The 25,822-nt window shown below is 66.2% G+C and carries 23 protein-coding genes; 15 read left to right on the top strand and 8 right to left on the bottom strand.

Going from position 1 to position 25,822, the window contains the following annotated elements; genetic code table 11:
• Nucleotides 1–4: 4 nt before the first annotated feature.
• A complete protein-coding gene (locus tag DV709_RS05395; protein WP_117592387.1) occupies nucleotides 5–454 on the bottom strand; it encodes a hypothetical protein in 450 nt (149 codons plus the stop codon).
• A 120-nt stretch (nucleotides 455–574) separates the two neighbouring features.
• Between DV709_RS05395 and DV709_RS05390 the strand changes: the two genes are divergently transcribed.
• From DV709_RS05390 to DV709_RS05360, 7 genes are all read left to right on the top strand, one after another.
• Nucleotides 575–1,474 carry an SDR family NAD(P)-dependent oxidoreductase gene (locus DV709_RS05390; protein WP_117592385.1) on the top strand — a complete coding sequence of 300 codons (900 nt, stop codon included), beginning with the start codon at nucleotides 575–577 and terminating at the stop codon, nucleotides 1,472–1,474.
• Between the two features lie 286 nt (nucleotides 1,475–1,760).
• The gene (locus DV709_RS05385) at nucleotides 1,761–2,801 is read left to right on the top strand and encodes an ABC transporter substrate-binding protein (RefSeq protein ID WP_117592383.1); all 1,041 of its coding nucleotides are present in this window, start codon (nucleotides 1,761–1,763) and stop codon (nucleotides 2,799–2,801) included.
• A 4-nt stretch (nucleotides 2,802–2,805) separates the two neighbouring features.
• Complete coding sequence (locus tag DV709_RS05380) at nucleotides 2,806–3,600, top strand: ABC transporter permease (RefSeq protein ID WP_117592381.1); 795 nt, start codon at nucleotides 2,806–2,808, stop codon at nucleotides 3,598–3,600.
• Nucleotides 3,597–4,394 (top strand): ABC transporter ATP-binding protein, encoded by a 798-nt coding sequence (locus DV709_RS05375; RefSeq protein ID WP_117594129.1) that lies wholly within the window; start codon nucleotides 3,597–3,599, stop codon nucleotides 4,392–4,394. The genes DV709_RS05380 and DV709_RS05375 overlap by 4 nt, the downstream gene beginning before the upstream one ends.
• Before the next feature lie 125 nt (nucleotides 4,395–4,519).
• Entirely contained in the window at nucleotides 4,520–5,233 is a 714-nt protein-coding gene (locus DV709_RS05370) for a phosphoribosyltransferase (protein WP_117592379.1), read from the top strand.
• Between the two features lie 76 nt (nucleotides 5,234–5,309).
• Complete coding sequence (locus DV709_RS05365; protein ID WP_117592375.1) at nucleotides 5,310–5,609, top strand: hypothetical protein; 300 nt, start codon at nucleotides 5,310–5,312, stop codon at nucleotides 5,607–5,609.
• Nucleotides 5,610–5,669: 60 nt separating this feature from the next.
• The gene (locus DV709_RS05360) at nucleotides 5,670–6,626 is read left to right on the top strand and encodes an AEC family transporter (RefSeq protein ID WP_117592373.1); all 957 of its coding nucleotides are present in this window, start codon (nucleotides 5,670–5,672) and stop codon (nucleotides 6,624–6,626) included.
• A 75-nt stretch (nucleotides 6,627–6,701) separates the two neighbouring features.
• Here the strand turns inward: DV709_RS05360 and DV709_RS05355 are convergent, their stop codons facing one another.
• Nucleotides 6,702–7,256: a DoxX family protein gene (locus tag DV709_RS05355; protein ID WP_117592372.1), complete on the bottom strand. Its 555-nt coding sequence runs from the start codon at nucleotides 7,254–7,256 to the stop codon at nucleotides 6,702–6,704.
• Between the two features lie 175 nt (nucleotides 7,257–7,431).
• Here DV709_RS05355 and DV709_RS05350 point away from each other — a divergent pair, with 175 nt between their 5' ends.
• Nucleotides 7,432–7,905 (top strand): ester cyclase, encoded by a 474-nt coding sequence (locus DV709_RS05350; protein ID WP_117592370.1) that lies wholly within the window; start codon nucleotides 7,432–7,434, stop codon nucleotides 7,903–7,905.
• 37 nt (nucleotides 7,906–7,942) lie between these two features.
• On the opposite strand, the gene DV709_RS05345 is transcribed toward DV709_RS05350, so the two are convergent.
• The gene (locus tag DV709_RS05345) at nucleotides 7,943–8,761 is read right to left on the bottom strand and encodes a TrmB family transcriptional regulator (protein ID WP_117594126.1); all 819 of its coding nucleotides are present in this window, start codon (nucleotides 8,759–8,761) and stop codon (nucleotides 7,943–7,945) included.
• A gap of 566 nt (nucleotides 8,762–9,327) precedes the next feature.
• On the opposite strand from DV709_RS05345, the gene DV709_RS05340 reads away from it, so the two are divergent.
• Nucleotides 9,328–9,651 carry a DUF7344 domain-containing protein gene (locus tag DV709_RS05340; protein WP_117592368.1) on the top strand — a complete coding sequence of 108 codons (324 nt, stop codon included), beginning with the start codon at nucleotides 9,328–9,330 and terminating at the stop codon, nucleotides 9,649–9,651.
• Nucleotides 9,652–9,705: 54 nt separating this feature from the next.
• Here the strand turns inward: DV709_RS05340 and DV709_RS05335 are convergent, their stop codons facing one another.
• On the bottom strand, nucleotides 9,706–11,100 hold the full coding sequence (locus DV709_RS05335; RefSeq protein ID WP_117592366.1) for an MATE family efflux transporter: 1,395 nt from the start codon (nucleotides 11,098–11,100) through the stop codon (nucleotides 9,706–9,708).
• 484 nt (nucleotides 11,101–11,584) lie between these two features.
• Here DV709_RS05335 and DV709_RS05330 point away from each other — a divergent pair, with 484 nt between their 5' ends.
• The 3 genes from DV709_RS05330 (at nucleotide 11,585) to DV709_RS05320 (ending at nucleotide 14,238) form a co-directional block, all read left to right on the top strand.
• Complete coding sequence (locus DV709_RS05330; protein ID WP_117592365.1) at nucleotides 11,585–12,604, top strand: GNAT family N-acetyltransferase; 1,020 nt, start codon at nucleotides 11,585–11,587, stop codon at nucleotides 12,602–12,604.
• 204 nt (nucleotides 12,605–12,808) lie between these two features.
• The gene (gene mtnP, locus DV709_RS05325) at nucleotides 12,809–13,669 is read left to right on the top strand and encodes an S-methyl-5'-thioadenosine phosphorylase (protein WP_117592363.1); all 861 of its coding nucleotides are present in this window, start codon (nucleotides 12,809–12,811) and stop codon (nucleotides 13,667–13,669) included.
• A 161-nt stretch (nucleotides 13,670–13,830) separates the two neighbouring features.
• Complete coding sequence (locus DV709_RS05320) at nucleotides 13,831–14,238, top strand: DUF7344 domain-containing protein (RefSeq protein WP_117592361.1); 408 nt, start codon at nucleotides 13,831–13,833, stop codon at nucleotides 14,236–14,238.
• A 57-nt stretch (nucleotides 14,239–14,295) separates the two neighbouring features.
• On the opposite strand, the gene DV709_RS05315 is transcribed toward DV709_RS05320, so the two are convergent.
• The 3 genes from DV709_RS05315 to DV709_RS05305 are packed head-to-tail and all read right to left on the bottom strand — an operon-like array spanning nucleotide 14,296 to nucleotide 19,119.
• Entirely contained in the window at nucleotides 14,296–15,144 is an 849-nt protein-coding gene (locus tag DV709_RS05315) for a segregation and condensation protein A (protein ID WP_117592359.1), read from the bottom strand.
• Complete coding sequence (gene smc / locus DV709_RS05310) at nucleotides 15,137–18,808, bottom strand: chromosome segregation protein SMC (protein WP_117592357.1); 3,672 nt, start codon at nucleotides 18,806–18,808, stop codon at nucleotides 15,137–15,139. Before smc ends, DV709_RS05315 begins: the two co-directional genes overlap by 8 nt.
• Before the next feature lie 32 nt (nucleotides 18,809–18,840).
• Nucleotides 18,841–19,119 (bottom strand): DUF7518 family protein, encoded by a 279-nt coding sequence (locus DV709_RS05305; protein ID WP_117592356.1) that lies wholly within the window; start codon nucleotides 19,117–19,119, stop codon nucleotides 18,841–18,843.
• 235 nt (nucleotides 19,120–19,354) lie between these two features.
• On the opposite strand from DV709_RS05305, the gene gatB reads away from it, so the two are divergent.
• Both gatB and DV709_RS05295 read left to right on the top strand, forming a co-directional pair.
• Nucleotides 19,355–20,875, top strand: coding sequence for an Asp-tRNA(Asn)/Glu-tRNA(Gln) amidotransferase subunit GatB (gene gatB, locus DV709_RS05300; protein ID WP_117592355.1), 1,521 nt, complete (start codon nucleotides 19,355–19,357; stop codon nucleotides 20,873–20,875).
• Nucleotides 20,876–21,035: 160 nt separating this feature from the next.
• Nucleotides 21,036–22,118, top strand: coding sequence for a class I SAM-dependent methyltransferase (locus DV709_RS05295; RefSeq protein ID WP_117592354.1), 1,083 nt, complete (start codon nucleotides 21,036–21,038; stop codon nucleotides 22,116–22,118).
• Between the two features lie 105 nt (nucleotides 22,119–22,223).
• Here DV709_RS05295 and DV709_RS05290 read toward each other — a convergent pair whose 3' ends face one another.
• Nucleotides 22,224–23,627, bottom strand: a complete 1,404-nt coding sequence (locus DV709_RS05290; RefSeq protein WP_117594124.1) for an MATE family efflux transporter — start codon at nucleotides 23,625–23,627, stop codon at nucleotides 22,224–22,226.
• A gap of 264 nt (nucleotides 23,628–23,891) precedes the next feature.
• Here DV709_RS05290 and DV709_RS05285 point away from each other — a divergent pair, with 264 nt between their 5' ends.
• Entirely contained in the window at nucleotides 23,892–25,709 is a 1,818-nt protein-coding gene (locus DV709_RS05285; protein ID WP_117592352.1) for a S9 family peptidase, read from the top strand.
• Nucleotides 25,710–25,822 lie beyond the last annotated feature (113 nt).

Raw genomic sequence — 25,822 nt, 5'->3', positions numbered from 1 at the left:
CCGCTCACTGCCGGCGCGCCCGAGCGATGGCGGCGGCGAACTCCGCGGCGCGCTCCGAGCCGACGACGACGTCTCGGTCGTCGGTCCGCTCGATGCGGACGGCCTCGCTCCCGCTGACCGAGTAGGCGACCGCGCCGGGCCGCCACCGGACGCCCCACCCGCCGAACTCGCCGATGGGACTGTACGCCGTCGCCTCCGCGGAGGTGATCTCTTCCCACGCGATTCGCCGCGGCGAGCGGTGGAACGGGGCGAATCTGACGTAGACCCCGTCGTCTCGGACTTCGGTCTCCAGCCGGGCGTTGTAGAGCAACAGCCCGACCGCAGCGAAGACGGCGAAGCCGAGTATCGAGACGGGGCCGAGAAGCAGGGAGAACGCGAACCCCCCGCCGAGGAGCAGCCAGAGCCAGCGCTGACGGAACCGTTGCACCTCGCGGAACGTCGTTTCGCCGTCCATGGTCCTCGGTTTCGTCGTCGGACGGATGTAGCTACCGACGCACCGACCGCCCGAGCGGGCCCGTCGCTGCTCCGCCTCGCCGGGAGGAGGGTATTTGGCGGCCCCGACCGAGCGGACGGTATGGAACTGCCGGACGAGAGCGCGGCCGGATACGTCGCGCTCGTCACGGGCGGGACGAGCGGTCTTGGCGCGTCGGTGTCGCGTCGACTCGCCGACCGCGGGGCGTCGGTCGCCATCGTCGGCCGAAACCGAGAACGCGGCCGGACGGTCGCCGCCGACCTCCGCGAGCGAACCGAGGGCGACGTCGCCTTCTATCGAGCCGACCTCGCTTCACAGTCGGCCGTCCGAAAGCTCGCCGCCGAGTTCCGCGCCCGCACCGACCGACTCGACCTGCTCGTCAACGGTGCGGGCGTCTTCTCGTCGTCTCGGGAGCTAACTGCCGACGGCATCGAACGCACCTTCGCCGTCAACCACCTCGCGCCGTTTCTGCTGACGCACGAGTTGCTTTCGCTGCTCCGGGCCGCAGCGCCGTCGCGCGTCGTCACCGTCTCGTCGGGGTTGCTCGAACGCGGCGAACTCGACTTCTCGGACCTCTTCTCCGGAGGCGGCTACGACGGGATGGACGCCTACGCGCGGTCGAAGCTCGCCAACGTGTTGTTCACCGAGGAACTGGCCGAACGACTCGGTGAGAGGGACGGACCCGACGACGCGGGCGTCACCGCCGCCGCGGTCAACCCCGGATTCGTCCCGAGTACGAACCTCGCGCGCGGGGCGTCGCTCCGCGGTCGCCTGCTGCTCACCGCTTTCTCTCGTCTGCCGCTCGGGTTCACGCGCTCTCTCGACGAGGGGACCGAGAGCATCCTCGCCGCGGCCGACGCCACCGGGCCCGCCGGACGGGGTGGCGTCTACGTCGACGCCGCGGAGGTTCGGCCGGCGTCGTCGGTCGGCGACGAGACGACGCGGCGTCGGCTCTGGGACGTGAGCGCCGGACTGGTCGGCGTCTCGCCGGACGGGTGGTAACGCCGCGGGCGCCGCCGTCGGTCGTCGGCCGGAGCGGTCCGCTCGGACACCATCTCGACCGGTACGGCGTCGGGCCTGTGCAGACCGACGTATCAGATAGTTTCCCGTTTTTGGTAAAAACCACCGCTTTCTCTGACGGACACCGAGCGCCCGGAACGACTGTTTTCGGCGTTCCAGCCGACCAACGGCGCGTTCGAGCGAGCGCTCTCGACGGCGAGGCGTCCACACTCCGGGTGACCCTTACCGACAGCCGTTCCGGCATAAGCGAGCCGACCCTAACGGGGATATGACCAGACCGAGTCGCGAACTATCGCGACGAGAGTACCTCGCCGGCTCCGGCGCCGCGGCCCTGACGGGCCTCGCCGGCTGTACCGGCGTCCTCGGCAGCGACGGGTCGGATACGCTCACGGTGGCGTACATGCCGATATACCCCGACATGCAGTACTTCGTGATGGACCAGGAGGGGTACTTCGACGAACTCGACGCGAACGTCGAGGGCAAGCAGTTCACCGACGGGCCGAGCATCGTGAAGGCGTACGCATCGGGCGACATCGACGTAGCGATGTTCGGTATCGTCCCGGCGATGATCGTCGTCGACCGCGGCATCGCCGCGAAGGTCGTCGCCGCCAACATCGAGGAGCCGATGGGCATCCTGGCGCACGACCGATTCGCCGAGATGTGGGACCCGAACGACCCCGCGGGGTCGTTCGAGCAGTGGCGCAGCGAGACGGGCGAGCGGTTCACGTTCGGCACCTTCCCCGAGGGGTCGGTTCCGGACATCCTCCTTCGGTACTGGCTCGTCGACGAGCACGACCTCGAACCGGGCGAACACGTCGACATCGTCGGCGCGGGCGGCGCCAACGCCGTCTTCCAGGGCCTCGCCAACGAGGAGTTCGACGGGACGAGCATCATGGAGCCGGTGCCGACGAAGATCGCGGCCAACGACCTCCCGTACCAGTTCATCGACGTCGCGGCCGACTTCATGCCCGGCCAACCCGCCGCGGTGACGCTGATGGCCGACGAAGTCAGAGACTCCGACACGGCCGCGGCGTTCGTCCGCCAACACCGGCGCGCGACGGAGTTCATCTCCTCGAACAGGGAGACGGCCGCGGAACACGCCAGCGCGGTCGTTGGCGAGCAGTCGCTGCCGGTCGACATCGCCAGGCAAGCGATGGAGTCGCCGCTGTCTAACTTCATCACCGACCCCCGCGAGATCGAGAGCGGGACCAAAATCTTCGCCGAGTACGCGAACCGGTTGGGGAAGACGGACTCGACGCTCTCCGCGGAGCAGGTGTTCGACTACTCGGTCTACGACGGTCTCGAGTGAACCGATGAGCACGGAAATCGAGACGGAGTTCGGTGACTCCTTCGACATCGGCGGGTCCCACCGCGGGGCGCGACTCGTCCGCGGCGCGTCCGGCGTCGTCGCCTTCCTCGGCATCTGGTGGGTTTCCGCGCTGTTCAGCCCGACGTACGTCCTGCCGTCGCCCGACGTCGTCGCGGAGACGTTCTGGGTCGAACTCGCCTCCGGGTCGATGCTGACCGCGCTGGGTCAGAGCGTCACCCACTGGCTGCCCGGCGCCGTCGTCGGGACCGTTCTGGGGGTAGCACTCGGCGTGGCGCTGGCGTGGAGTCAACGGCTTGACGACGTGGCCGCGCCCATCGTCCGGGTGCTTCGACCGGTGCCGCCGCTCGCGCTCATCGGCTTCGCCATCGCGTGGTTCGGCATCAATCACGGCGGCGCCGCGTTCATCATCGCCGCGGGGGCGTTCTGGATCAACTACTACGCCACCTACGGCGGGGTCCAGGGCGTCTCCGAGGACCTCATCGACGTCGCGCGCTCGCTGGGGGCGAACTCGACGTGGGGGCAGATTCGACAGGTCGTGCTGCCCGCCGCGTCGCCGGAGATTCTGACGGGCATCAGGACCGGCGTCGGACGCTCCTGGATGCTCATCCTCGCCGCCGAAATATTCGGCGTTCCCGGCGTCGGTCGGACGATTCTGACCGCCTCCAACAACCTCTCGGTCGACGTCGTCATCGCCTACATCGCACTGATGAGCCTCGTCTACCTCGTGGTGGATTCGGCGTTCGAACGCGTCCAGCGGCGACTGCTCGCGTGGCGATGAACGACGGAGTTCCTCGCGTCGCCGTTCACGACATCTCGAAGGTGTACGGCGACGACGGCGACGGTGACGACGACGGCGACGGCGACGGACTTCGCGCCCTCGAGGGCGTCGACTTCGAGGTCGACGCCGGCGAGTTCGTCTGCATCGTCGGCCCGTCGGGCAGCGGTAAGACCACCTTGTTCCGCATCGTCGCCGGGCTGGAGTCGCCGACCGGCGGCGAGGTGTTGCTCTCCGGCGAGCCGGTGACCGCTCCCACGCGTGACCTCGGCATCGTCTTCCAGGAGTACCACCTCTTTCCCTGGTTGACCGTCCGCGAGAACGTCGCGTTCGGGTTGGAGCAGATGGACGTCGCCCCCGACGAACGCGAGACGCGCGTCGAGGAGATGATCGGCCTGGTCGGTCTCTCGGGCTTCGGCGACTCCTATCCCCGGGAGCTCTCCGGCGGCATGAAACAGCGCGTCGGTATCGCCCGCGCGCTGGCGGTCGACCCCGAACTGCTGTTGATGGACGAACCGTTCGGGAGCGTCGACGCCCAGACCAAGAGCACCCTCCACGACCGGCTGTTGCGCATCTGGGAGGAGACGAGGAAGACGATTCTGTTCGTCACTCACGACGTCGAGGAGGCGGTCACGCTCGCCGACCGAATCGTCGTCCTCACGCCGGGACCGGGGACGGTCCGCGAGATCGTCGACGTCGACCTCGACCGTCCCCGGAGCCGAACCGACGAGGCGTTCGTCGACATCCACGAGCGCGTCCGCTCGCTCATCCGAGACGAGAACCGATACGGACGCTGAGCGAGCCACGACCGTTCGGGAGACGCCCGCGTTCGTCCAACTCCGGTCGGTCGGGAGGACGCCCGTTTCCCGACGAGACTACCTGTAAACCCTTATGTGCGGCCGTGGCAGAGTCACAGTCGGAAATGAGCGACCTCCCCGACGAGTTCAAGTGCACTATCACCAACTGGGAGTACATCTACGGACTCTGCCGCGACGTGAGCGACGACGTGAAACAGTCGTCGTTCGAACCGGACGTGGTCGTCGCGCTCGCCCGCGGCGGGTGGTTCGCGGGTCGGTGTCTGTGCGACTTCCTCGGGCTGGACGACCTGACGAGCCTGAAGATGGAACACTACGTCGGCACCGCCCAGAAGTCGGGCGAACCCGAGGTCCGCTACCCGATGCCGGAGGGCAGCGTCGAGGGGAAGAACGTACTCATCATCGACGACATCGCCGACACCGGCGGTTCCATCAAGCGCGCCGACGAGTACGTCCGCGAGCGCGACGCCGACGAGGTCCGCACGGCGACGCTGCAACTGCTGCAGACCAGCGAGTTCGAACCGGACTACGTCGGCGAGCGCCTCGAACAGTGGGCGTGGATCGTCTACCCCTGGAACTTCATCGAGGACATGGTCGACCTCATCTCGGGCGTGATGGTGAAAGCCGACGAGGAGACGTTCGAACTCGAAGACGTGCGCCACTACCTCGACGAGTTCCACGACGTCGACCCCATCGGGATGGAGATCGCCCAGCCGGACCGCCTCCAGGAAGTGATGGCGGAGATGGAGCGCCGCGAGTTCGTCGAGACCACGGGGTCGGGCGCGTGGCGGCTCATCGACAACGAAGGCGTCGGCGCGTAACTCGGCGAGACGCTGCGAACCGTTCTCACATAGCCGTCGACGCCAACGTTATGTGATTCTACGGATATTTTCGCCTATGGTCCCCCTCCGCCGCACGCTCGTCGATACGACGACACTCGCGGTGTTCGCCGTCTTCGTCGCCCTCCTCGTGCTCAATCGGGTCGGTGCCCTCGTCGAACCGGTGATCTATGCCACTTTCCCCGCGTACGTCGTCGCGTTCTTCCTCGATACGTTGCTGTTCAACGAGTTCGGCGTCCCGGCCTACACGTTCTTCTTCGCGTTCTGGGCGGTGTTCGCGTACCTCGAAGCGGCGACCGTCGTCGGTGTCGTTCGGTGGGCACGCCGGGCGACCGCTCGCCGCGAATCGGCCGGCTGAGTCGCCGCGCGGGTCGCCGCATCCGAAACGTTTGGTATCGCCGCCCGGGTGGCTTCGAGCGTGTCACTGGTCTCTATCTTCGCCACCGCGATACTGCCGATTCTCGCGCTGGCGGGCATCGGCTTTCTACTCGGGCGGACCCAAGACGTCGACCCCGGGCCGTTGAACACGGTAACCCTCTACGTACTCGCGCCCGCGCTCGTCTTCCACAGCCTCGCGACGACGACGCTCGGCGGCGGGACGCTCGTCCGGGTCGCGCTGGGCGTCGCCGCCTACACCGTCGCGATGATTCTCGTCTCCGAGGGAATCGGTCGACTGCTCGGCGAACCCGAGCCGATTCTGAGCGCGCTCGTCCTCGTCAGCGCGTTCCCGAACTCCGGCAACTACGGCGTCCCGCTCTCGGAGTTCGCGTTCGGTACGACGGGGCGCAGCACGGCGGTGCTCTACCTCGCAGTGCAGGGCGTGCTCGTCTACACCATCGGCGTCTACATCGCCTCCCGAAGCGGCGGCTCGGCGGGTCTCGACGGGTTCAAACGCGCGCTCCGCGTCCCGCTCGTCTACGCCGTTATCGCCGCCGTCGCCGCGCGGTGGCTCGGCGTCGTCCCGCCCGTCGACGGCGCGGCGATGGAGACGGTCCAACTCGTCGGCGACTCCTCGATTCCGGTGATGCTGCTCATCCTCGGCATCCAACTGGCTAACACCGACTACGGCTCCGCGCTCTCGCGCGTCGGCGTCGCCAACGCGCTCAAGATGGTCGTCGCCCCCGTCGTCGGTCTCGGCGTCGCGTTCGCGCTCGGCTTCGCCGACCCGACGGTCGCGCGCGTCTTCGTCCTCGAATGCGCGATGCCCGCCGCCATCACGCCGCTCATCCTCGTCATCGAGTTCTCCGACGGCGCGACCGTCGGCGGCCTCTCGGCGGCGGAGTACGTCAGCGCCGTCGTCTTCTCGACGACGCTCGTCAGCATTCCGGTGCTGACGGTTCTCATCGCCGTGTTAGAGTCGGGGATGGTGATTTAAGGTCGCGAGAGGCGTCGCCGACTCCCGCTCCGGTCGGTGTGGTCGTCCGGTCGGTGTGGTCGTCCGGTCGGTGGTTCAGCCCAGCAAGTACCGCGTCCACGGGTACCGTTCGACGAGCGGTCTGCCGCCGACTTCGTACTGTTCGATGTATCTGTCGAGTCCGAGAATCCGACCGGCGCCGAAGGCGGCGACCGAGAGGAACACCAGCATGTAGGCGAAGTCGCCGTTGATGTAGCCGTGGGAGACGTCCCAGTTTCCGAGGTAGAACAGCACCATCATGAACGCGCCCCAGAACGCTGCCAGCCGCGTCAGGCAGCCGACCAAGATGCCGAGGCCGATAGCGATCTGTCCCCACGGGACGGCGACGTTTACGAACTCCATGAACCAGGTCGTCTGCGCCATCGCGGCGAACAGGTCCGCGGCCGGACTGCCGTTGGCGGCCGGCGCGTTCGCCAGGTAGCCGGCGGCGCTGAAATCGCCGCCCAGAAGCTTGCTACTACCGGCCTGGAGGAACGCGACCCCCATCATCAGCCGGAGCGCGAGGATGAACCAGACACTCAGCGTGTGGAGCTTTCCTTCCGCAGTGAACCCCGCGACCGTGCTTCGGAGTTCGACTTCTTGGGTAGACATACCAGTCAATGCCGCTGACTTGTAATAAAACCAGTATCTGCGAGTTAGGGTTCTAACTACTTACGGCGAGTAAATTACCGTTTTGGTGCGGCAGCTTGCCGAAACTCCCACGCTCGCGCCGTCCGTAACGAGTCTCTATCTCCTTGCGGGTCGTACATGACTTTTGGTGATAGATATGGCAACCACCGAACCGCAAACCCAGATGGAGAGACAGTTCCGCCGCGTCGCCGACGAAGCGTGGAGCAAGGGTGACTACGGCGTCCTCGACGAGGCGCTCGCCGACGACTACGTCTCGACACACTACCAGCTCGAACGGTCGTTCCGCGGCGTCGACGAGTACCGAACCCTCATCGAGACCTACCGCGAGGCGATGCCGGACCTCACCGTCCACGTCGACGACCTCATCGTCGCCGACGACTGCGTCGTCTGCCGATACCGGGTCACCGGTACGCACGAGGGGACGCTCCGCGTCCGCGGGATGGACGTTCCGCCGACCGGGAAGAGCGTCGAGACGCCGGGAATCACCATCGTCCGATTCGACGGCGACCGCTGCGCCGAGGAGTTCAACAGTCCGCACGCGCTGGGCATGATGGAACAACTCGGCGTGATTCCCGGCGGTGCAGACGAGATGGGCGAGGCGAGCGCGTAACGTCGCGCGTCGCGCGTCGTTCGTCGACGCCGGGCGGTTAGTTCCGGCCGGGGTCCTGCGACGGGAGGAGGCCCGAAGCCAGCAGTCGGCGCGTGAGGACGACGAGTCCGTTGTCGAATCCGCGCCCGAAGACGGCGTGTTCGTTCATCGTCCCCGGGTCGAGCGAACTCAGTAGAATGGTGTTTCGGTCCACGAGGAGGATGCGCTCGATGCTGACCTCGTCGTCGGTGTCGGTGGCTTCCGACTCGTGGAGCCACTTGAGTTCGGAGACGAACACGTTGATGTCGCCCACCCGCTGCTGTAGTCGCTCTCGAACGTCCTCGGAGACGGTTCCGACGAGCACCGGCACTCCTCGGTCCGTCGCATCGTCCAGACTCTCGACGAGCGCGTCGGTCAGCATCCCCTCGGACCCGACGATCAGCACGACCTCCTCGCTCGCGTTTTCGATGAGGTTGTTCGCTCGGGCCGCGATGGTGCTCGTCCCGGACAGCCCCCAGACCTCCTGGGAGGTCGAGTCGTCCTCGTCCAGTTCGACCGGCTCGATGTCCTCCAACATCGCCGAGAGCTGGTCGACGCGGTTCTCGTACTGTCGGCGCAGCGTCTGCGTCGCCTCTCCGAGCGAGACGGCTCGGAACTGCTGCGGGCTGGTGTGTTGAATCTCGACCAACCCTTTGGCCTCCAGAACCCGAATCGCGTCGTACACCCTCGTCCGGGGCGTATCCGCGATGTCGCTTATCTGCTTTGCCGTCCCTTTCGGTAGCCGAGAGAGCGCCACGAAACACTTCGCCTCGTACTCTTTCAACCCGAGTTGTTGGAGCAACCCAACCGCTTGCTGTTGTGAATTTTCTGAACTCATGGTCCCCACCATCGCCTCCGAGTGGATTCGAAGACGGTCGTTCTCTCTTTTTCAGCCAGCCGCAAAGGCGTTTGTATTACGCGAGGCCATACTTCCCGTTCGTGTGCGTGACCGTTTCCTCGACGATTCACTCAGTTAATCACACAAAGCACATATCGGTGGACTGCATAGCCGTAACCGGCACGCATCGAAACGTGGTCCCCACCACCGTCAGATGCGTGTCACTCTCATCCATTCTGTTCAGTCCGCGTTTGCGACCGCCGTCGCCGAGCGAGTGCGAACGTCGATATCTGTCGACCCTCGCTACGAGAGAGTATCTCCTGACGCCGAGACCACGAAATGAACGATTATTGATGTGTGAGGATGTGGGTGACGGAGGGAACCGCGGTGTCGTCGCCGTTACTCAGTGTTTCGACCCCGAAACCGAACTCTGTACGCCTTTTTGTGGAACTGAGTGAACGGTCGGTCTTTTCCCGTCTGACGCTGTCTATCCGGACGTAATTCTGACAGCGGGATATCATATCTTGTTACACACGAATTCAACTAACGGAAACAGGGGAAAAAGAATGGCACAGAAATCGAACACGGAAGCCGTAACGACGAGTAGACTCCTCAGTAGCCAGCGCCGAGTACACGCGCTGTTGGCGCTGCGCGAGGCGGAGGCGGCGATGACGCTCCCGGTGTTGGTGTACGAGACCGCACTTCGGGAGGTCGATTCGCCGAGCGACGTCACCGAGGACCATCTCGAACGAGTCGAAATCACGTTGCGACACGTTCACCTGCCGAAGTTAGCGGAGTTCGAGGTGATTCGGCACGACCCGGACGACGAGCGCGTCTCGCTGACCGACGACGTGGAGACGCTCGAATCGATCATCGAAGCGGTCTTCTGACGATTGTGTGTCGGCTCCGGCGACGGTTTGCCGCGGACTCGTTCCGTACTCCCGTCAGTCGTCGGTCGGCGTCCGGTCGGCGGCGCACTCGCTCTTCGAGGACTCCCCGTCGTCGGTGTCGACGACGGCGCTCTTCCACGTGCCGCGGGTGAACCACGCGACGGCCACGATAGCGCCGCCGATGTCGCCGAGGGCGACGGCGACCCAGATACCCGTCTCGGCCCAGCCTTCGACGAAGACGAGGACGTACGTCGCCGGCAGGCGGACGACCCACAGCGTGATAGCCGACATGGCGAGCGCCGTCTTGGTGTTGCCCGCGCCGCGGAACGTCCCGAGCATCACCTGAAGGACGCCCATGAAGACGAACATCACCGACGCGATGCGGAGGTAGTCGCTCGCGTGGGCGATAGTCTCCGCCGCCCGCGGCCCGCCGGCGCCGAGGAAGACGGCGACGATGGGTTCGGGTGTGACGGCGGCGACGACGGCGAGCGGGAGCAACACGATGGCGACGAGTTTCGTCGCGAGTTTCGCCGCGCGCGCCGCCCGTTCCGGTTTGCCCGCGCCGAGGTTCTGCCCGACGACGGCGTCGATGGCCTGCCCCATCCCCATCGCCGGGAGGAAGATGAGCGAGGTGAGTCGATTGCCGAGACCGTAGGCGGCGACGACGGCGGGCGGGAACGTCGCGACCATCGCGGTCATGAGGATCATCGCGAGCGCGCTGGTGGACTGTTCGAGCGCCGTCGGCACGCCGAGCGAGACGATGTCGCGGACGCGGTCGAACTGCAGCGGCAGGTGTTCGAGACGAACGTCCGGACCGACGTCGGTGTTGAAGAGGACGTACATCCCGATGGCCGCCGCGACGGCTCTGGCGAGAATCGTCGCGATGGCTGCGCCCTCTATCTCCATCCGGGGGAACACCCACCAGCCGAAGATGAGAAGCGGGTCGAGGACGACGTTGATGGCGACGCTGACGACCATCACGAGCATCGGGACCCGCGTGTTGCCGTAGCCGCGCATCAGCGACGAGAAGATGAAGAAGCCGAAGAGGAACGGCGATCCGAGGAAGAACAGGCGCATGTAGTCGCCCGCCAGCGGGACGATGTCGGCGCCCGTCTCGGCGTCCGTCGGTAGCAGCGAGAGCATCGGGTCGGTGACGAAGAAACCCAAAATACCGATAGCGACCGCCAGAAGCGTCACGAACGAGATGGTCTGCCCGGCGATGAGGTCCGCGGACCCGTCGCTGTCCGCGCCGGTGTACTGCGCGACCAGAATCGTCCCCGCGGCGGTGAAACCGCCGCCGATGGAGATGAGAAAGAAGATCATCGGAAACGCGAGGCTCAGCGCGCCGACGGCGTTCGCCGAGAGGAGACCCAACCAGAACGTGTCCGCGACGTTGTACATCACTTGGAGCAGTTGGATGACGACCATCGGCACTGCCAACCGGAGCATCGGCCTGACGAGGTCGCCATCTGTCAGCTCGCTTTTATAAGAGGGCGCTGTCACTGTCACGTGAAATACAGCGAACTACTTCAACTCTCCTGATAGTGGCTACCACGAACCAGTCTGAATTGCCGCTTTAACGCCCTAACCCCGACGATTGCGGCGACGCCGTCGGGTATCGCGCTCCGGTTGGTCGACTCGATCTGTCAGACGACACTGGTCCGCAGCGGTGAATACCACGCGCCGCAGGTAATCACGAACTGCTAGAAAGAACTGATGTGGGCACCGGGTGACGACTCCGTATGTCGACATCGGCCGAGCGGCTCTCTGAGACGGTGCGGACGGAAAGCCTCCCTTCGGTAGTCGGCGCCGCGGTTGCGTCGAGTCGACGCCCGGCCCCGTTCCCTGAGAGCGCGCCGCGACGGCCCTCCCTCGGAGGCGAAGCCACGAACCTGGAAAAGACGTCCACAGCCTCCAGCATCGGTTTTTTCGCATGACTGTGACAATCCGTCGACACGCGAGCACCGACGACGAGTGGGACTATCTGGTCGGACAGTCGCCGATGGCGACGCCGTTTCACCAGTCCGGCGTCCTCCGCGTCATCGCGTCGGAGGCCGACGCGTCGCTCCACCGGTTAGTCGGCTACAAGGGCGAGGAACCGGTCGGACTGTTCCCGTTCTTCGAGAAGCGGAAGGGGCCGTTCGAACTGGTGAAATCCCCGCCGGAGGGGATATCGATACTCCACCTCGGGCCGATTCTCTCGAACTACGGGAAGCTCAAAACGAGGAAGCGAGAGCGTCGCCACCGACGGTTCGTCGAGGGCTGCATCGAGTGGGTCGACGACCGGTTCGACCCCGACCGGTTCCAGATACACACGACCGACCGTTACGACGACTTCCGGCCGTGGGTCTGGAACGGCTTCGACGTCGAGATGGACGCGACGTACATCGTCGATCTCGAACGCGACCTCGACGAGATCAAGAAGTCGTTCTCCCGGTCGGTCCGCCGCGCGATCGGCCAAGCGCGCGACGCCGGGTGCGAAGTACGGGTCGGCGGCGACTCCGAGGCGGCCCGCATCGCCGAGCACATCCGGGCGCGGTTCGAGCAGTCGGACATCACCTACTTCGACACCAGTCCCGAACAGGTCGTCGACTACTACGAGGCGTTCCCCGACGAGCAGGCCCGACCGTACGTCTGTCTGAGAGACGGCGAGTACGTCGGCGGGAAGATAGCGATTCAGTTCGGCGACACGACGTGGTGGTGGAAGGGCGGCGCCAGACCGCTCGAGGACGTACCGGCGAACGAACTGCTCGACTGGCAGATCATCCGCGACGCCAAGGAGGCGGGCGTCTCCCGCTACAACTTACACGGTGCGATAGACCCGCGCTCCGGGCAGCCGAAGTCGAAACTCTCGCCGGAACTCGTGCCGATGTACAAACTGACGAGGGAACGGCCGAGCATCGAACTTGCGACGTGGTTTCAGAGGCGAATCCGCCCCCGTCTCGGACTGTGAGGCGCCCGGTCGAGAGCGGCCTCGGCGACGGTCAGACGTCTCGGTGACGGTCGGACGTCTCGGCGACGGTCGGACGTCTCGGCGACGGTCGTCGAGACGGTCGGACGTTTCGACCTGCCGTACCGCCCGAGTGCGACTCGGGCGTAACGGTACCGAAGACGACAGAACCAGTGTTCTTAGGTGGGCACGGTGGCCAGTAGGACCATGACGATCGGCTTCATCGGTGGAAGCGGAATCTACGAGGCACTGCCGCTGTCGAACACCCGAGAAGAGGAGATCGAGACGCCGTACGGCGAACCGAGCGCACCGGTCACCGTCGGCGAGTTCGGCGACACGGGCCGCGAAGTCGCGTTCCTGCCGCGACACGGCCCGAAACACGGCAGGTCGCCGACGAACCTGCCGTACCGCGCGAACATCTACGCGTTCAAGAAACTGGGTGTCGAGTACATCTTCGCCTCCAACGCCGTCGGCAGTCTGAAAGAGGAGCTCCCGCCCGGAACGCTCGTCGTGCCGGGACAGATTTTCGACCGCACCAAACACCGTACCTCGACGTTCTTCGGCGACGGCATCGTCGTCCACCAGCCCATCACCGAACCGTACAGCCCCGAACTCGTCTCTCACCTCGCCGACGCCGCGGAGTCCGTCACGGACGCCGAGGTTCAGGAGGGCGGCACCTACGTCTGCATCGAGGGGCCGCAGTACTCGACGCGCGCCGAGAGCGAGTTCTACCGCGAACAGGGCTGGGACGTCGTCGGCATGACGGCGGTGCCGGAGGCGAAACTCGCCCGCGAGGCCGAGATCGCCTACGCCACCGTCGCCGGCGTCACCGACTACGACGTCTGGAAACAGGACCACGAGGTGACGCTCGAAGAGGTCCTCGAAAACGCCGAAAAGAACCAGGAGGCCATCAAGCGGACCGTCGAGGAGGCCATTCGTACGCTCCCCGAGACGTTCGAGTGCGGCGCACACGACGCGCTCGAAGGCACCATCAACACGCCCGCCGACGCCATCCCCCGAGAGACGCGCGAGCGTGTCGACCTCCTCGTCGGCGACTACCTCGACTGAACAGCGACTGTCCGAGCATCCGTTTCTCCGGACGGCCGAACCGAGCGGGCGGCGCCCTCCCGGTTCGGGCACCGCTTCCGAATTCGATACACCGAATTTTAGATTTCCTGATAATGTGGTGGCCTTAACATTTACTACGAAGACGTTGTACTGTGGGTAGGATGTCTGACGATGAGTTCAAAGAAACTGGGTCCAGGGACAACGCCGCCGACGTGGGGAACCAACTGCTACGGCGCGAGGAGGTTACTTCGGAGCTCGACACCGTCTTCGAGCTCTTGAGTGTCGCTCGCCTTCGGTACGTCCTCTATCACCTCTACGGGATGGACAACGACGTAACCGGAGTAGAAGACGTCGTCGACGCCGTGTGCGAATGCGAGGCAGCGGGAACGGAGACGGACGAAACTCCCTCCCGAAACGAGGTTCGGATCGACGTCCACCACTCGAAGCTGCCACGTCTCGACGCGGCCGGAGTCGTCGACTACGACGTCCGACAGGGCGAGATCAGGTGCTACCACTCGTCGTCGCTCGAGGAGTGGCTCGAACACGCCCGGCAGATGGAACTCGACTAAACGGCTCGGGCGGATATCTCGCCGCGTCGCCGGCGTCGCGGAGCGCCGCTACAGAGCTCAGTCCGCGACCGCCGGCGTCTTCTTCGGTTCCTCGTCTCTCGCCTGCACCCAGAGGTCGCCGAAGAGGTCGTCCTGTTCGAGCGTGACGACGCTTCGGTGCGCCAGAAACAGCAGCGCGAGGTACGTCTCGACGGGCCGCCCGCCGACGCCCTGCAGTTCGGCGAACAGCACTTCGTCGCGCCCGTTCTCGTACTGTTCGCGGAGGTGCGCTTCGACCGCCTCGATGGTGTCCTCCATGTGCTCGTCGTGCGTCGTCCCGGTCACGTCGGCCTCGCCGGGCTCGCCGTCTCGCCGCAGGTCGTCGGCGGCGTGGTAGTCGAGCGTCTGCGTGCCGCGGCTGAACCCGCGCGGCGAGGCGGTGGTGTCGTACTCCCGCGAGCGCTTCCACCACGACCCGCGCTCGGCCTCGCGGAGTTCGTGGACGAGTTCGTCGAGCGTCTCCGGCGACCCCCGGGCGCTCCGGCGTTCGAGGCGGCGGTCCATCTCGTCTTCGAGCGCGTCGATGGGGTCGAAGCCCGGCGCCGCGTCGTCGCCGCCCTCCATCGCCATCTCCCACGGTTCGGGTTCCGGTTCGTCGGGTTCCTCGGGCGCGAGCAGTTCGTCGCTCTTCATCCGCAGCAGGACGCTCGCGTAGAACAGCGCGCGGCCGGACGTACGGAGGTCGGTCGCGTCGAGGCGCTCGAGGAACGCGTCGGTGACCGCGACGATGTCGATGTCCCACGGCTCTATCTCGCCCTCCTCGGCGAGTTGGACGAGCAGTTCGACCGGTTCGACCTCGTCCTCGTCGGAGTCGATAGCGTCGACGTCGACGGCGGGTCCGTCCCCGTTCCCCGCGAACTCAGTCATCGGCGCTCACCTCCGCGGCGAGTCCCTCGTCGGCGTCTCCGTCGCCGTCGTCCCCATCGCCGCCGTCGGAGTCGTCTCCGTCGCCGCCGGTCTCGTCTCCCTCCGCCTCCTCGTCGGCGTCGAACCGAATCCCGGTGACGGCGCTGACGTTGTCGCCCTGCATCGTCACGCCGATGGCGCGCTCGGAGCGTTCGAGCAGCGCCGAGCGGTGCGAGACGACGACGAACTGCGCGTCGCCCGCGAGGTCGTCGACCATCTGACCGACTCGTTCCGCGTTGGCCGCGTCGAGGAAGGCGTCCACCTCGTCGAGCGCGTAGAACGGCGCGGGGTTGTGCCGCTGGATGGCGAAGATGAAGGCCAGCGCAGTCAGCGACTTCTCCCCGCCGGACATCGCGTCGAGCCGCTGAATCGGTTTGTCGGCGGGCTGGGCCTTCATCGTCAGGCCGCCCTCGAACGGGTCCTCGGGGTCTTCGAGGTGGAGTTCGCCCGACCCCGCCGAGAGGCGCTCGAAGATGCGCTGGAACTGCGCGTCGATGGCCTCGTACGCCTCCATGAACGTCCGCTTCTTCTGCGTCTCGAACTGTTCGATGCGCGCTTGGATGCCGTCCCGTTCCTCGACGAGCACGTCGCGGCGCTCCTGGAGGTCCGAGAGGTCCTCGTTCACCGAGTCGTACTCGTCGATGGCGAGCATGTTGACCGGTTCGAGCGCCTCCATCTCGCCTTCGAGCCGTTCGACGTTCTCCTCCACCGTCTCGTGGTCGGGAATCTCCTCGGGGTCGTACTCTCCGACCTCGGCTTCGAGCTCGTCTATCTCCCACGAGAGGCGCTCTTTGGCGCTCTCGAGGGATTCGAGCCGCGACTCGGCCCGCGAGACGGTCTCCTTCTGCTCGTCGCGCTCGTTCTTCGCCTCCCGTCGCTCGTCGCGGAGCTCGCTCCGTTCCGCTTTGAGTTCGACGAGTTCCGCTTCGAGTTCCTCGACCGCCTCGTGTTTCTCGTCCAGTACCGCCTCTTTCTCCTCGATGGCGGCCTCCGCCTCGGCTATCTTCTCCTCGGCGGCGGCTTTCCGGTTCTGGGCGCTCTCGACCGTCTCTTCGAGGTCGGAGACGGCCTCCTCGGCGTACTCCTTCTCCAGTTGGAGTTCGTTGAGTCGGCTGTCCAACCCGTCCATCCGATCTTCGAGGTCGTCGATGTCCGCGCGGACGTCGTCGGCGCGGCTTGTCAGCTCCGGAATCTTCGAGTCAGCGAGCTCGGCCTCCAGCTCCTGGATTTCGCCCTCGACGTCGGCGATTTCGGCGTCGAGGTCGCTGATTTCGGCGTCGAGCGAACTCATCTCCTCGTCGACGGAGTCGCGTTCGTCCTCCAGCTCCTCGAGCGTCGCCTCCAACTCCGCTATCTTCGACTCCGCGTCGTCGAGGTCGCCCTCGACTCGCTCGACGTCGCCCTCGATGGCGCGCACCTTATCGGCAGCGTTCGACTGTCGCTCGCGGGCGTCGTCGAGTTTGCTCTCCAGTTCTCGAATCTCGTCGTTGAGCGACCGCCGCCGGTCTTCGAGCTTCGATATCTCCTTGGCGATGCGTTCGAGGCGACCCTCCCCGGATTTGGAAAAGGAGTAGCGCGACCCGCCGCGGCTGCCGCCGGTCATCGCGCCGCTCTTCTCGACGAGGTCGCCGTCGAGCGTCACCATGCGGTAGTCGCCCATGAACTGCCGGGCGGTCTGCATGTCCTCGACGACGAGCGTCGACCCGAGCACGTACGAGAAGACGCTGTCGTACCGACCGTCGAACTCCACGAGGTTGTACGCGAAGTCGACGACGCCGGGGTCCTTCGGCTTCCGCGGCAGGCGACGGTTCTGCATCTTCGTGATGGGCAGGAACGTCGCCCGACCGGCGTTTCTGGATTTGAGGTAGTCGATACACGAGGAGCCGACGCCGTCGTCGTCGACGACGACGTTCGCCAGTCGCCCGCCGGCGGCCGTCTCGCAGGCGACGGCGTACTCGCCGTCGACGGAGCCGAGCTGGCCGACCGCGCCGTGGACGCCGTCGATGCCGGCGTTCAACACGGTCGTCACGGAGCGCGGGAAGGAGTTGTCGCCGTTCTGCCCGGCGCGCGCTTCGAGTTCGGCGTACTCGGACTGCTTCGAGCGGATGTCGTCTTCGACGTCGCTCAGGTCGTCCTGCAGCGCCTGCTTCTTCTCGCGGAACTCCGAGACGATCTCCCGGGATTTCGACTCGTTCTTCTCGGCTTTGTCGAGTTCGCTGTGCAGTTCCGACAGCTTCGCTTTGAGCTCCGGAATCGACTCGTGCGCCGCTTCGAGGTCGTCGCGCGCCTCGCTGACGCGGTTCGAGCGCCGCCGCGCCTCGTCGAGCAGGCGGTCCTTCTCGCGCTGCTTCTCGTTCTTCTCGGATTTGAGTTCCTCGACGCGCTCGCGGCGCTCCGCGAGATCGGATTTGAGTTCGTCGAACTCGGTGTCGACGTTCGCTATCTCCTCCTCTATCTCGGCGAGCGTCGTCCGCTTATCGACGATGTCGCTCTTTATCGAGGCCTTCTCGACCTTGACCTGCCGCATCTGCGTCGCGACGTCGTCTACCTTCTCCTGCTTGTGGTCGATCTCGACGAACGCCTGCCGGCGCTCGTTCTCGGCCGTCTCCTTGCGCTCCTCGGCGTTCTCTATCTGGCCTTCGAGGCGGCTGATGTCGCCTTTGACCGACTCTATCTCGCGCTTGATGCGGAGCTGTTCGTCCTCGCCCTTGCGTTCGACCTCGCGGTTGAGTTCCTCCAACTCGTCTTCGAGCCGCGAGAGTCGACCCTGTCGGGTGTCGAGTTCGTCGCGGAGCTCCGCGAGCGTCTCTTCTTTCGAGTCGATTTTGCTCGTGGTCCGTTCGAGGTCGGCGCGCTTGTCCTCGAGTTCGGCGGCTTTCAGGTAGCCCTCGAACTCCTGTTTCTCCTCGCGGAGCTCCTTGTACTGGAGCGCCGTCTCGCGTTCGTCGGCGAGTTGGTCGAGGCGTTCCTCCTTCTCCTCGATGCGGAGGTCGGCCTCGCCGATTCGGTCCTCGACGGTTTCGAGCTCCTCGAAGGCGGCGTCCTTCTTCGCGTCGAACTCGGCGACGCCCGCGATCTCGTCGAGAATCTCGCGCCGCTGGAACGCGGTCATGTTGATTATCTCGGTCACGTCGCCCTGCATGACGACGTTGTACCCTTCGGGGGCGACGCCCGCCTGCGAGAGCAGGTCCTGGATGTCCGAGAGGTTCACCGACCGGCCGTTCAGGTAGTAGTACGAGTAGTAGTTGTCCTCGGTCTGCTTCACCCGGCGGCGGATGGTGATCTCGTCGACGTCGCCGACGCTGTCGGTGCCGGCGGCGGTGGTCACCTGCGACCGGTCGAGCGTCCCGTCTCCGTTGTCGAGGACGACTTCGACGCTCGCTTCGCGGGCACCGCCCGAGAACTCCCCGTCTTCGTGACCGGGGTTGTAGATGAGGTCGGTCAGTTTCTCGGCGCGGATGCCGCGCGTTCGGGCGAGGCCGAGCGCGAACAGCACGCCGTCGATGATGTTCGACTTGCCGGAGCCGTTCGGCCCCGTGACGACGGTGAAGTCCTCGTAGAACGGGATTCGGGTCTTGCGCCCGAAACTCTTGAAGTTGTCAAGGACGAGCTCTTTGATGTGCATGTGTTGCTCGTGGAAGGAGTCGGACCGCCGACTCAGGCGACGATGATGTCGCTTTCGTCGGATTCCGACTCGCTTTCTTGAGCCTTCTCCTCGGTGGATTTAGCTTCTTCGGCCTCCGGCTCGGGCGGGGACGCCGACGCCTCGTCGGCCGCCTCCGCGCCGGCGTACGACTGGGCGGTCGGTTCGGCGTCGGTCGCCGCCTCCAACTGCCGCAGTCGCTCTTTGGTCTCGACGAGTTCTTCGGTGAGGCCGTCGACTGCGGCTCTCAGTTCCGACACTTGGGATTCGAGTTCCTCCACCCGGTTACTCATGGACATACACCGCTGCTCCGTCTTCATAAAAGTACGTCAGACGGAGAGCGGACGATTCGCCGAGAGCGCTCGAATCGGTCGAAATTCCGGGATTCGATTCGGGCGAGGAGTGACTACGTGGCCGGGTCACCCCGCCGGTCGTCGATGAGTTCGTCGACGACGGACGCGCCGGAGGCACACGCCGCGGGCGCGCCGAGGCGTTACTGTTTAGCCACCGGCCGTCATAGCCCGCGTAATGACCGCGCAAGCGCTCGAACAGCGCGACCTCGCCGTCGTCATCGGGTTGGAGGTCCACGTCCAGCTCGAAACCGCGACGAAGATCTTCTGTGGCTGTTCGACCGACGCCGCCGCCGACGAGGAACCGAACACTCGAACCTGTCCGACCTGTCTCGGCCTCCCGGGTGCGCTCCCGGTGCTCAACGAGGGGGCCGTCGAGGCCGCCGTCAAGGTGGGGAAGGCGCTCGACGCCGACATCCCCGAGCAGACCCGCTTTCACCGGAAGAACTACTACTACCCCGACCTGCCGAAGAACTTCCAGATCACGCAGTACGACGCCCCCATCTGTCAGGACGGGACACTGGAGTTCGCCGTCGAGGGCGAAACCCGCGAGGTGAGCATCCGCCGCGCGCACCTCGAAGAGGACCCCGGCAGCATCAAACACGTCCGCGACGGTGCGGGGAACCTCGACTCGCGGACGGTCGCCATCGACCGCGCGGACTACACGCTCGTCGACTACAACCGCGCCGGCACGCCGCTGATGGAAATCGTCACCCAACCCGACTTCCGCAGTCCGTCGGAGGTCCGGTCGTTCCTCGCGAAACTGGAGGAGGTGCTTGAGTACCTCGGCGTGTTCGACTCCACGCGCGACGGCTCGCTCCGCATCGACGCGAACCTGAGTCTCGTCCCCGCCGACGAGATTCGCGACGACGGCTCGATTCCCGAGGACGTACTCGACGAGGCGAACCGCACCGAGGTGAAGAACATCTCCAGTCACAAGGGCGCGGAGAAGGCGCTCACCTACGAGGCGTCCCGGCAGCGGAACCTCGTCCAGCGCGGCAAGACCGTCGAACAGGAGACGCGGCACTTCAACGAGGCCCACGGTTCGACCGTCTCGATGCGGACCAAGGAGGAGGAGAAGGACTACCGCTACTTCCGCGAGGCCGACCTCCCGCCGCTGCGGGTCGCCGGCTGGAAGGAGACCATCGAGATTCCGGAACTGCCCGACGCGCGGCGCGAGCGCTTCCGCGAGGAGTACGGCCTCGACGCCGAGTCCGCCTCGAAACTCACCTCCACGAAGGAAGTCGCCGACTTCTACGAGCAGGTGGCCGAAACGTTCGACCCGGACCTCGCGGCGACGTGGGTCGCCGACAACCTGCTCGGCGAACTCAACTACCGCGACATGAGCATCGAGGACGTCGAGAGCCGACTGGACGAGTTCGCCCGCCTCGTCGAACTCGTCGCCGAGGACGAGATCACGACGAAGAACGCCGAGGAGGTCGTCCTCCGGCGGATGCTCGACGACGAGATGGCCCCCGACGAGGTCATCGACGAGGAGGGTCTCGGCAAAGCCGACGACGACCGCGTCGTCGTCGCCGTCGAGGAGGCCATCGAGGAGAACCCCGACGCCGTCGAGGATTACCACGCGGGCGAGGGCGGCGCTATCAACTTCCTCGTCGGTCAGGTGATGCAGAAAACCGGCGGCAGCGCCGACCCCGGCAGCGTCAACGGGATGCTCAGAGAGCGACTGGACGAGTAGCGCTCGGCTCGGACACCGTACTCCCGACCGTCGTCCGCACGGGAGACAGTCGCTGCAGAAACGTCACCGGATGACTCACCGTCAGCAGCCGCCGGTGTGTCGGGAAGTAACTATCTAACACGCGCACCCGTAGCGATTTTCGCGGGGAGGCGGGCACACTATGACGACGGAAACCAGCACGGAAGCGAACCCGATCGACGAACGGAAACTGAACGACCTCGTGGGAACGTCGCTCGTCGACCTCGGTGCGACAGTCCACGCGGCGCTAGCCGTCATCGGCGACGAACTCGGTCTGTACGCGGCGCTGGACGAGGCGGGACCGGTTACGTCCGCCGAGTTGGCCGCGGAGACGGGCACCGCGGAACGATACGTCCGCGAGTGGCTGCGTTCGCAGGCCGCCGGCGGGTACGTGACCTACGACCCGGAGGCCGACCGCTACCGCCTCACTCCTGAGCAGGCGTACGTGTTAGCCGACGAGGAGAGTCCGGTGTTCATGCCGGGCGCGTTCCAGCTCGTGGCGTCGGCGGCCAAGGTCGGACCCGAACTCCGCGAGGCGTTCAAAACGGGCGAGGGTATCGGCTGGCACGAACACGACGAAGACGTGTTTCACGGCACGGAGCGATTCTTCGGACCGTCGTACGGGGCCTATCTCATCGACTGGATAGAGTCGCTCGACGGGACCGACGCCGCGCTGAGAGCGGGCGGGCGAATCGTCGACGTCGGTTGCGGACACGGCGCACCGACGATTCGCATGGCCGAAGCGTATCCCGAGTCGACGGTCGTCGGCGTCGATTACCACGAGGCGTCGATAGCGGTGGCGCGCGAGCGGGCGGAAACCGCGGGCGTGGCCGACCGCGTCGAGTTCGAGGTGGCGACCGCGAGAGGGTACGACGGCACCGACTACGACCTCGTGACGATGTTCAACTGCTTTCACGACATGGGCGACCCCGTCGGCGTGGCGGCTCACGTCAGAGAGACGCTCGCCGACGACGGTGCTTGGATGATCGTCGAGCCGTACGCCGAGGACCGGGTCGAAGACAACCTCACCCCGTTCGGTCGCCTCGCGTACTCGATCTCGACGGTCGCTTGTACGCCGAACTCGCTCAGCCAGGACGTCGGATACGGTCTCGGCGCACAGGCTGGCGAGGAACGTCCGCGGGAAGTCGTCACGGAGGCCGGGTTCACGCGCTTCCGCCGCGCCGCCGAGACGAAGACCAGTCTGGTCTTCGAGGCGAGGCCGTAGTCCCACGGTCGGGGAGCCGATTTTTCGCTCGGACGGGTCTCCGCGAGACGTTCGCGTGGACGCGGCCGCTAGAGCTTCCGTCCGTGATTGGCGGAGTTCGTCGAATCAGTCCGCCGCCGACGGCCGCGACTCGGACTCTTCCAGAACCCCCGTCTGCCACCCGCCGCGCTGGAACCAGACGACGGCGACGACGAACGCCGCCATCGCGCCGACGGCGAACGCCCACCAGAGGCCGTCGACGCCCCAATCGAGCGCGCGAACCACCATCCCACCCGGTAACGGCACCGTCCACGCGAACGCGAGGACGAGCGCCACCGGCACCCGGAATATCCACCGCGAGAGAAACGACAGCGCCATCGCCACCTTCGTCTGGCCCGCGCCGCGGAACGCGCCCTGAATCACCATCGTTCCGCCGAAGAACGCCCAGAACGGCGCGATGATGCGGAGGAAGCGAACCCCCTCGGCGACGACGGCCTCGTCGCCGACGAAGATCCGCATCGCCACGTCGGGGAAGGCGAAGACGAGCGCCGCGGCGGCGAACAGCACGGCCATCGTGCCGCCCATCGCCTTCCACGTCACCTCCGCCGCCCGCTCGGGCGTCTTCGCGCCGAGGTTCTGGCCGACGCCCGTCGCCGTCGCTTGGCCCACGGCCCCCGAGACGGTCCACGAGACGGACATCAGGCGGACGCCGATGCCGTAGGCGGCGATGGCGGCGACGGTGAACTGCGCGACGAGCGTCGCCATGGCGACGGCGGCGAAACTGCGCGCCCACCCGTCGAGCGTCGCCGGGTAGCCGACCTCGACAAGTTTCCTCAGCACCGACCTGTCGGGCCGGAGGTCGGGGACGCGGAGGCGGACGCCCCAGTCACCGCGGAGGAGGATGTAAATCCCGGCAACCGTCACGAGCGCCCGCGAGATGAACGTCGCAACCGCCGCCCCGCGGGTGCCCATCTCGGGGAACACCCACCAGCCGAGGATGAGGAACGGGTCGAGGACGACGTTGAGGCCGGCGGAGCCGACCATGAGCCACATCGCCGTCTTCGTGTCGCCCGCGCCCTGCAGCGCCGCGCGGAAGGCGAAGAAACAGAAAGTGAACGGGAGCGCGAGGAAGATGACCTCGATGTACGCGAGCGCATCGGGGAACACCGGCCCGGTCGCGCCCATCGCGCGCAACAACGGCTCCTGAACGGCGAGGCCGAACGCCGACAGCACCGTCGCGACGCCGACGGTGAGCAGGATGGTCTGGCCGACGACGTGGTCGGCCTCTCGGTCGTTGCCCGCGCCGACGTGCTGGGAGACGAGCGCGATGGTCGCCGCCGTGATGCCCATCGCCGTCGAGACGAACATCCACGAGAGGGGGAACATCAGCGAGACGGCGGCGACGGCCTCCGGACTCACGCGGCCGACCCAGAACATATCCGCGAGGTTGTAAAACGTCTGGAGCAGGTTGCCGGCGACCAGCGGCCACGCTAGCGCGACGAGTTTCGGCGAAATCGCGCCGGTAGTCATATCGATGCGGCTCTCGCTCTGCTTCGACACGTTCTCTCGTGAGTCTCGGCGGTTCGACACATAAGGCCACGGCTTCCGGCGAGCGACGTGGGCGGTGGTCGCGGCGACCGCCGTCGCCACCGCACTCGCGGCAACCACCGTCGCCACCGCACTCGCGGCAACCACCGTCGCCACTGCCTCGCGACAACCACTGTCGCCACCGCACTCGCGGCAACCCCTCGCCGGATGCTGAATCCTTATCCGACCCGCGGCCACTGTGCAAGCATGCCACAGTACGACGTCGCTCGCTACCTCGGCATCGACGCCGCCCAGCAACCCGCGTTCTCACCGGACGGGGAGCGTCTCACGTTCGTCCGCGACACGACCGGCACCCCCCAAATCTGGACGCTCGACGAGGCGGGTGCGCCGCCGACGCGACTCACCGCGTTCGAGGAGCGAATCTCGTTCGTCGACTGGTCGCCGACACGGGACGAGTTCGTCTTCGGGATGGACCGGGGCAGCGACGAGCGCGACCAGTTGTTCCGCTACGACGCCGCCGACGGGACGACTCACGGCCTGACCGAACGTCCGGAGGCGATACACGGGTGGGGCGGCTGGTCGCCCGACGGCGACCAGTTCGCCTTCACCTCGAACCGCCGCGACGCGCAGGCGTTCGACGTGTACGTCCAGGCGCGCGACGGCGGCCCCGACGACGCCGAACGCGTCTTCGAGTCCGACGGCTGGCTCGAAGTGCTCGGGTGGTCGCCCGACGGCGAGCGGCTCGCGCTCCGCGAGGCGCACGCGAGCTTCGACCAGGAGCTCCCGGTTCTGGACCTCGAAACCGGCGAGGCGCGCGTCGTCACCCCCGAGGGCGAAGCCAGCTACGACTGCGTGGCGTTCGGCCCCGACGGCGACGCGCTGTATCTGGTGACGAACCACGACGCCGATACGAGCTACCTCGGTCGACTGGACCTCGAATCGGGAACGATCGACGCGGTCGTCGACGGCGGCGGGTGGAATCTGGAGGAGTTCGCCTTCGACCGCGATTCTCGAACGGTCGTCTACGGCCGCAACGTCGACGGCTACTCCGAACTGTACGCGGGTGAACTCACCGACGAGACGGCGGTCGACGCGACGGAAGTCGACCTCCGCGAGGGCGTCGCTACCGACGTGACGCTCGGTCCCGACGGCGAGCGGTTCGCGTTCACCTTCTCGGCGAACGACGAACCGTTCGGCGTCTACGTCGGCGAACTGGCGTCGGACGACGACTGCGCGGCGACCGCAGAACCGACGCGGTGGACGCCGCTGGACACCGTCGGTATCCCCCGGTCGACGTTCCGGGACGCCGAGACGGTACGATACGAGAGTTTCGACGGCCGCGAGATACCCGCGTACTGGACGCTCCCCGAGGACGCCGAACCGGGCGCGACGCCGGCCATCGTCGACATCCACGGCGGACCGGAGCACCAGCGACGGCCGTGGTTCTACCCGACCAAGCAGTTCTTCCTCAACGAGGGCTACGCCGTGTTGGAACCGAACGTCCGCGGGTCGTCGGGCTACGGGAAGGCGTACACCCACCTCGACGACCGCGAGAAGCGGATGGACTCGGTGAAGGATATCAGAGCAGCCGTCGACTGGCTGTACGAGCGGGACGCCGTCGACTCCGACCGAATCGTCGCTTACGGCCGCTCCTACGGGGGATTCATGGTGCTCGCCGCCATCACCGAGTATCCCGACGTCTGGGCCGCGGCCGTCGAGTTCGTCGGCATCGCCGACTTCGAGACGTTTCTGGAGAACACCGGCGAGTGGCGGCGCGACCACCGCAGCGCCGAGTACGGTTCGCTGGAGAACCGAGAGCTGCTGAGAGCCATCAGTCCGATTCACGACGTCGACCGAATCCAGTGCCCGCTGTTCGTCCAGCACGGCGCGAACGACCCGCGCGTCCCCGTCGGCGAGACGGAGCAGATCGTCGAGCGCGTGCGCGAACGCGGTGTACCGGTCGAGAAACTCGTCTTCGAGGACGAGGGCCACCACACGACGACGCGCTCGAACCTCGTCGAGGAGTTCGAGCGGATTCGGGCGTTCCTGGACGAGCACGTCTGAACCGGCCCGTCGCGACGTTCGTACAGTCGACTACGCGCGCGAGCATGCGAGCGCCGCGCGAGGCCCACGTGCGCGCGTCCACGCCCGCTTGCGGTTTCGCCGTGAACGACCGC

The sequence above is a fragment of the Haloprofundus halophilus genome (assembly GCF_003439925.1).
Lineage (GTDB): Archaea > Halobacteriota > Halobacteria > Halobacteriales > Haloferacaceae > Haloprofundus > Haloprofundus halophilus.
This window is presented reverse-complemented; position numbering and strand designations above follow the sequence as displayed.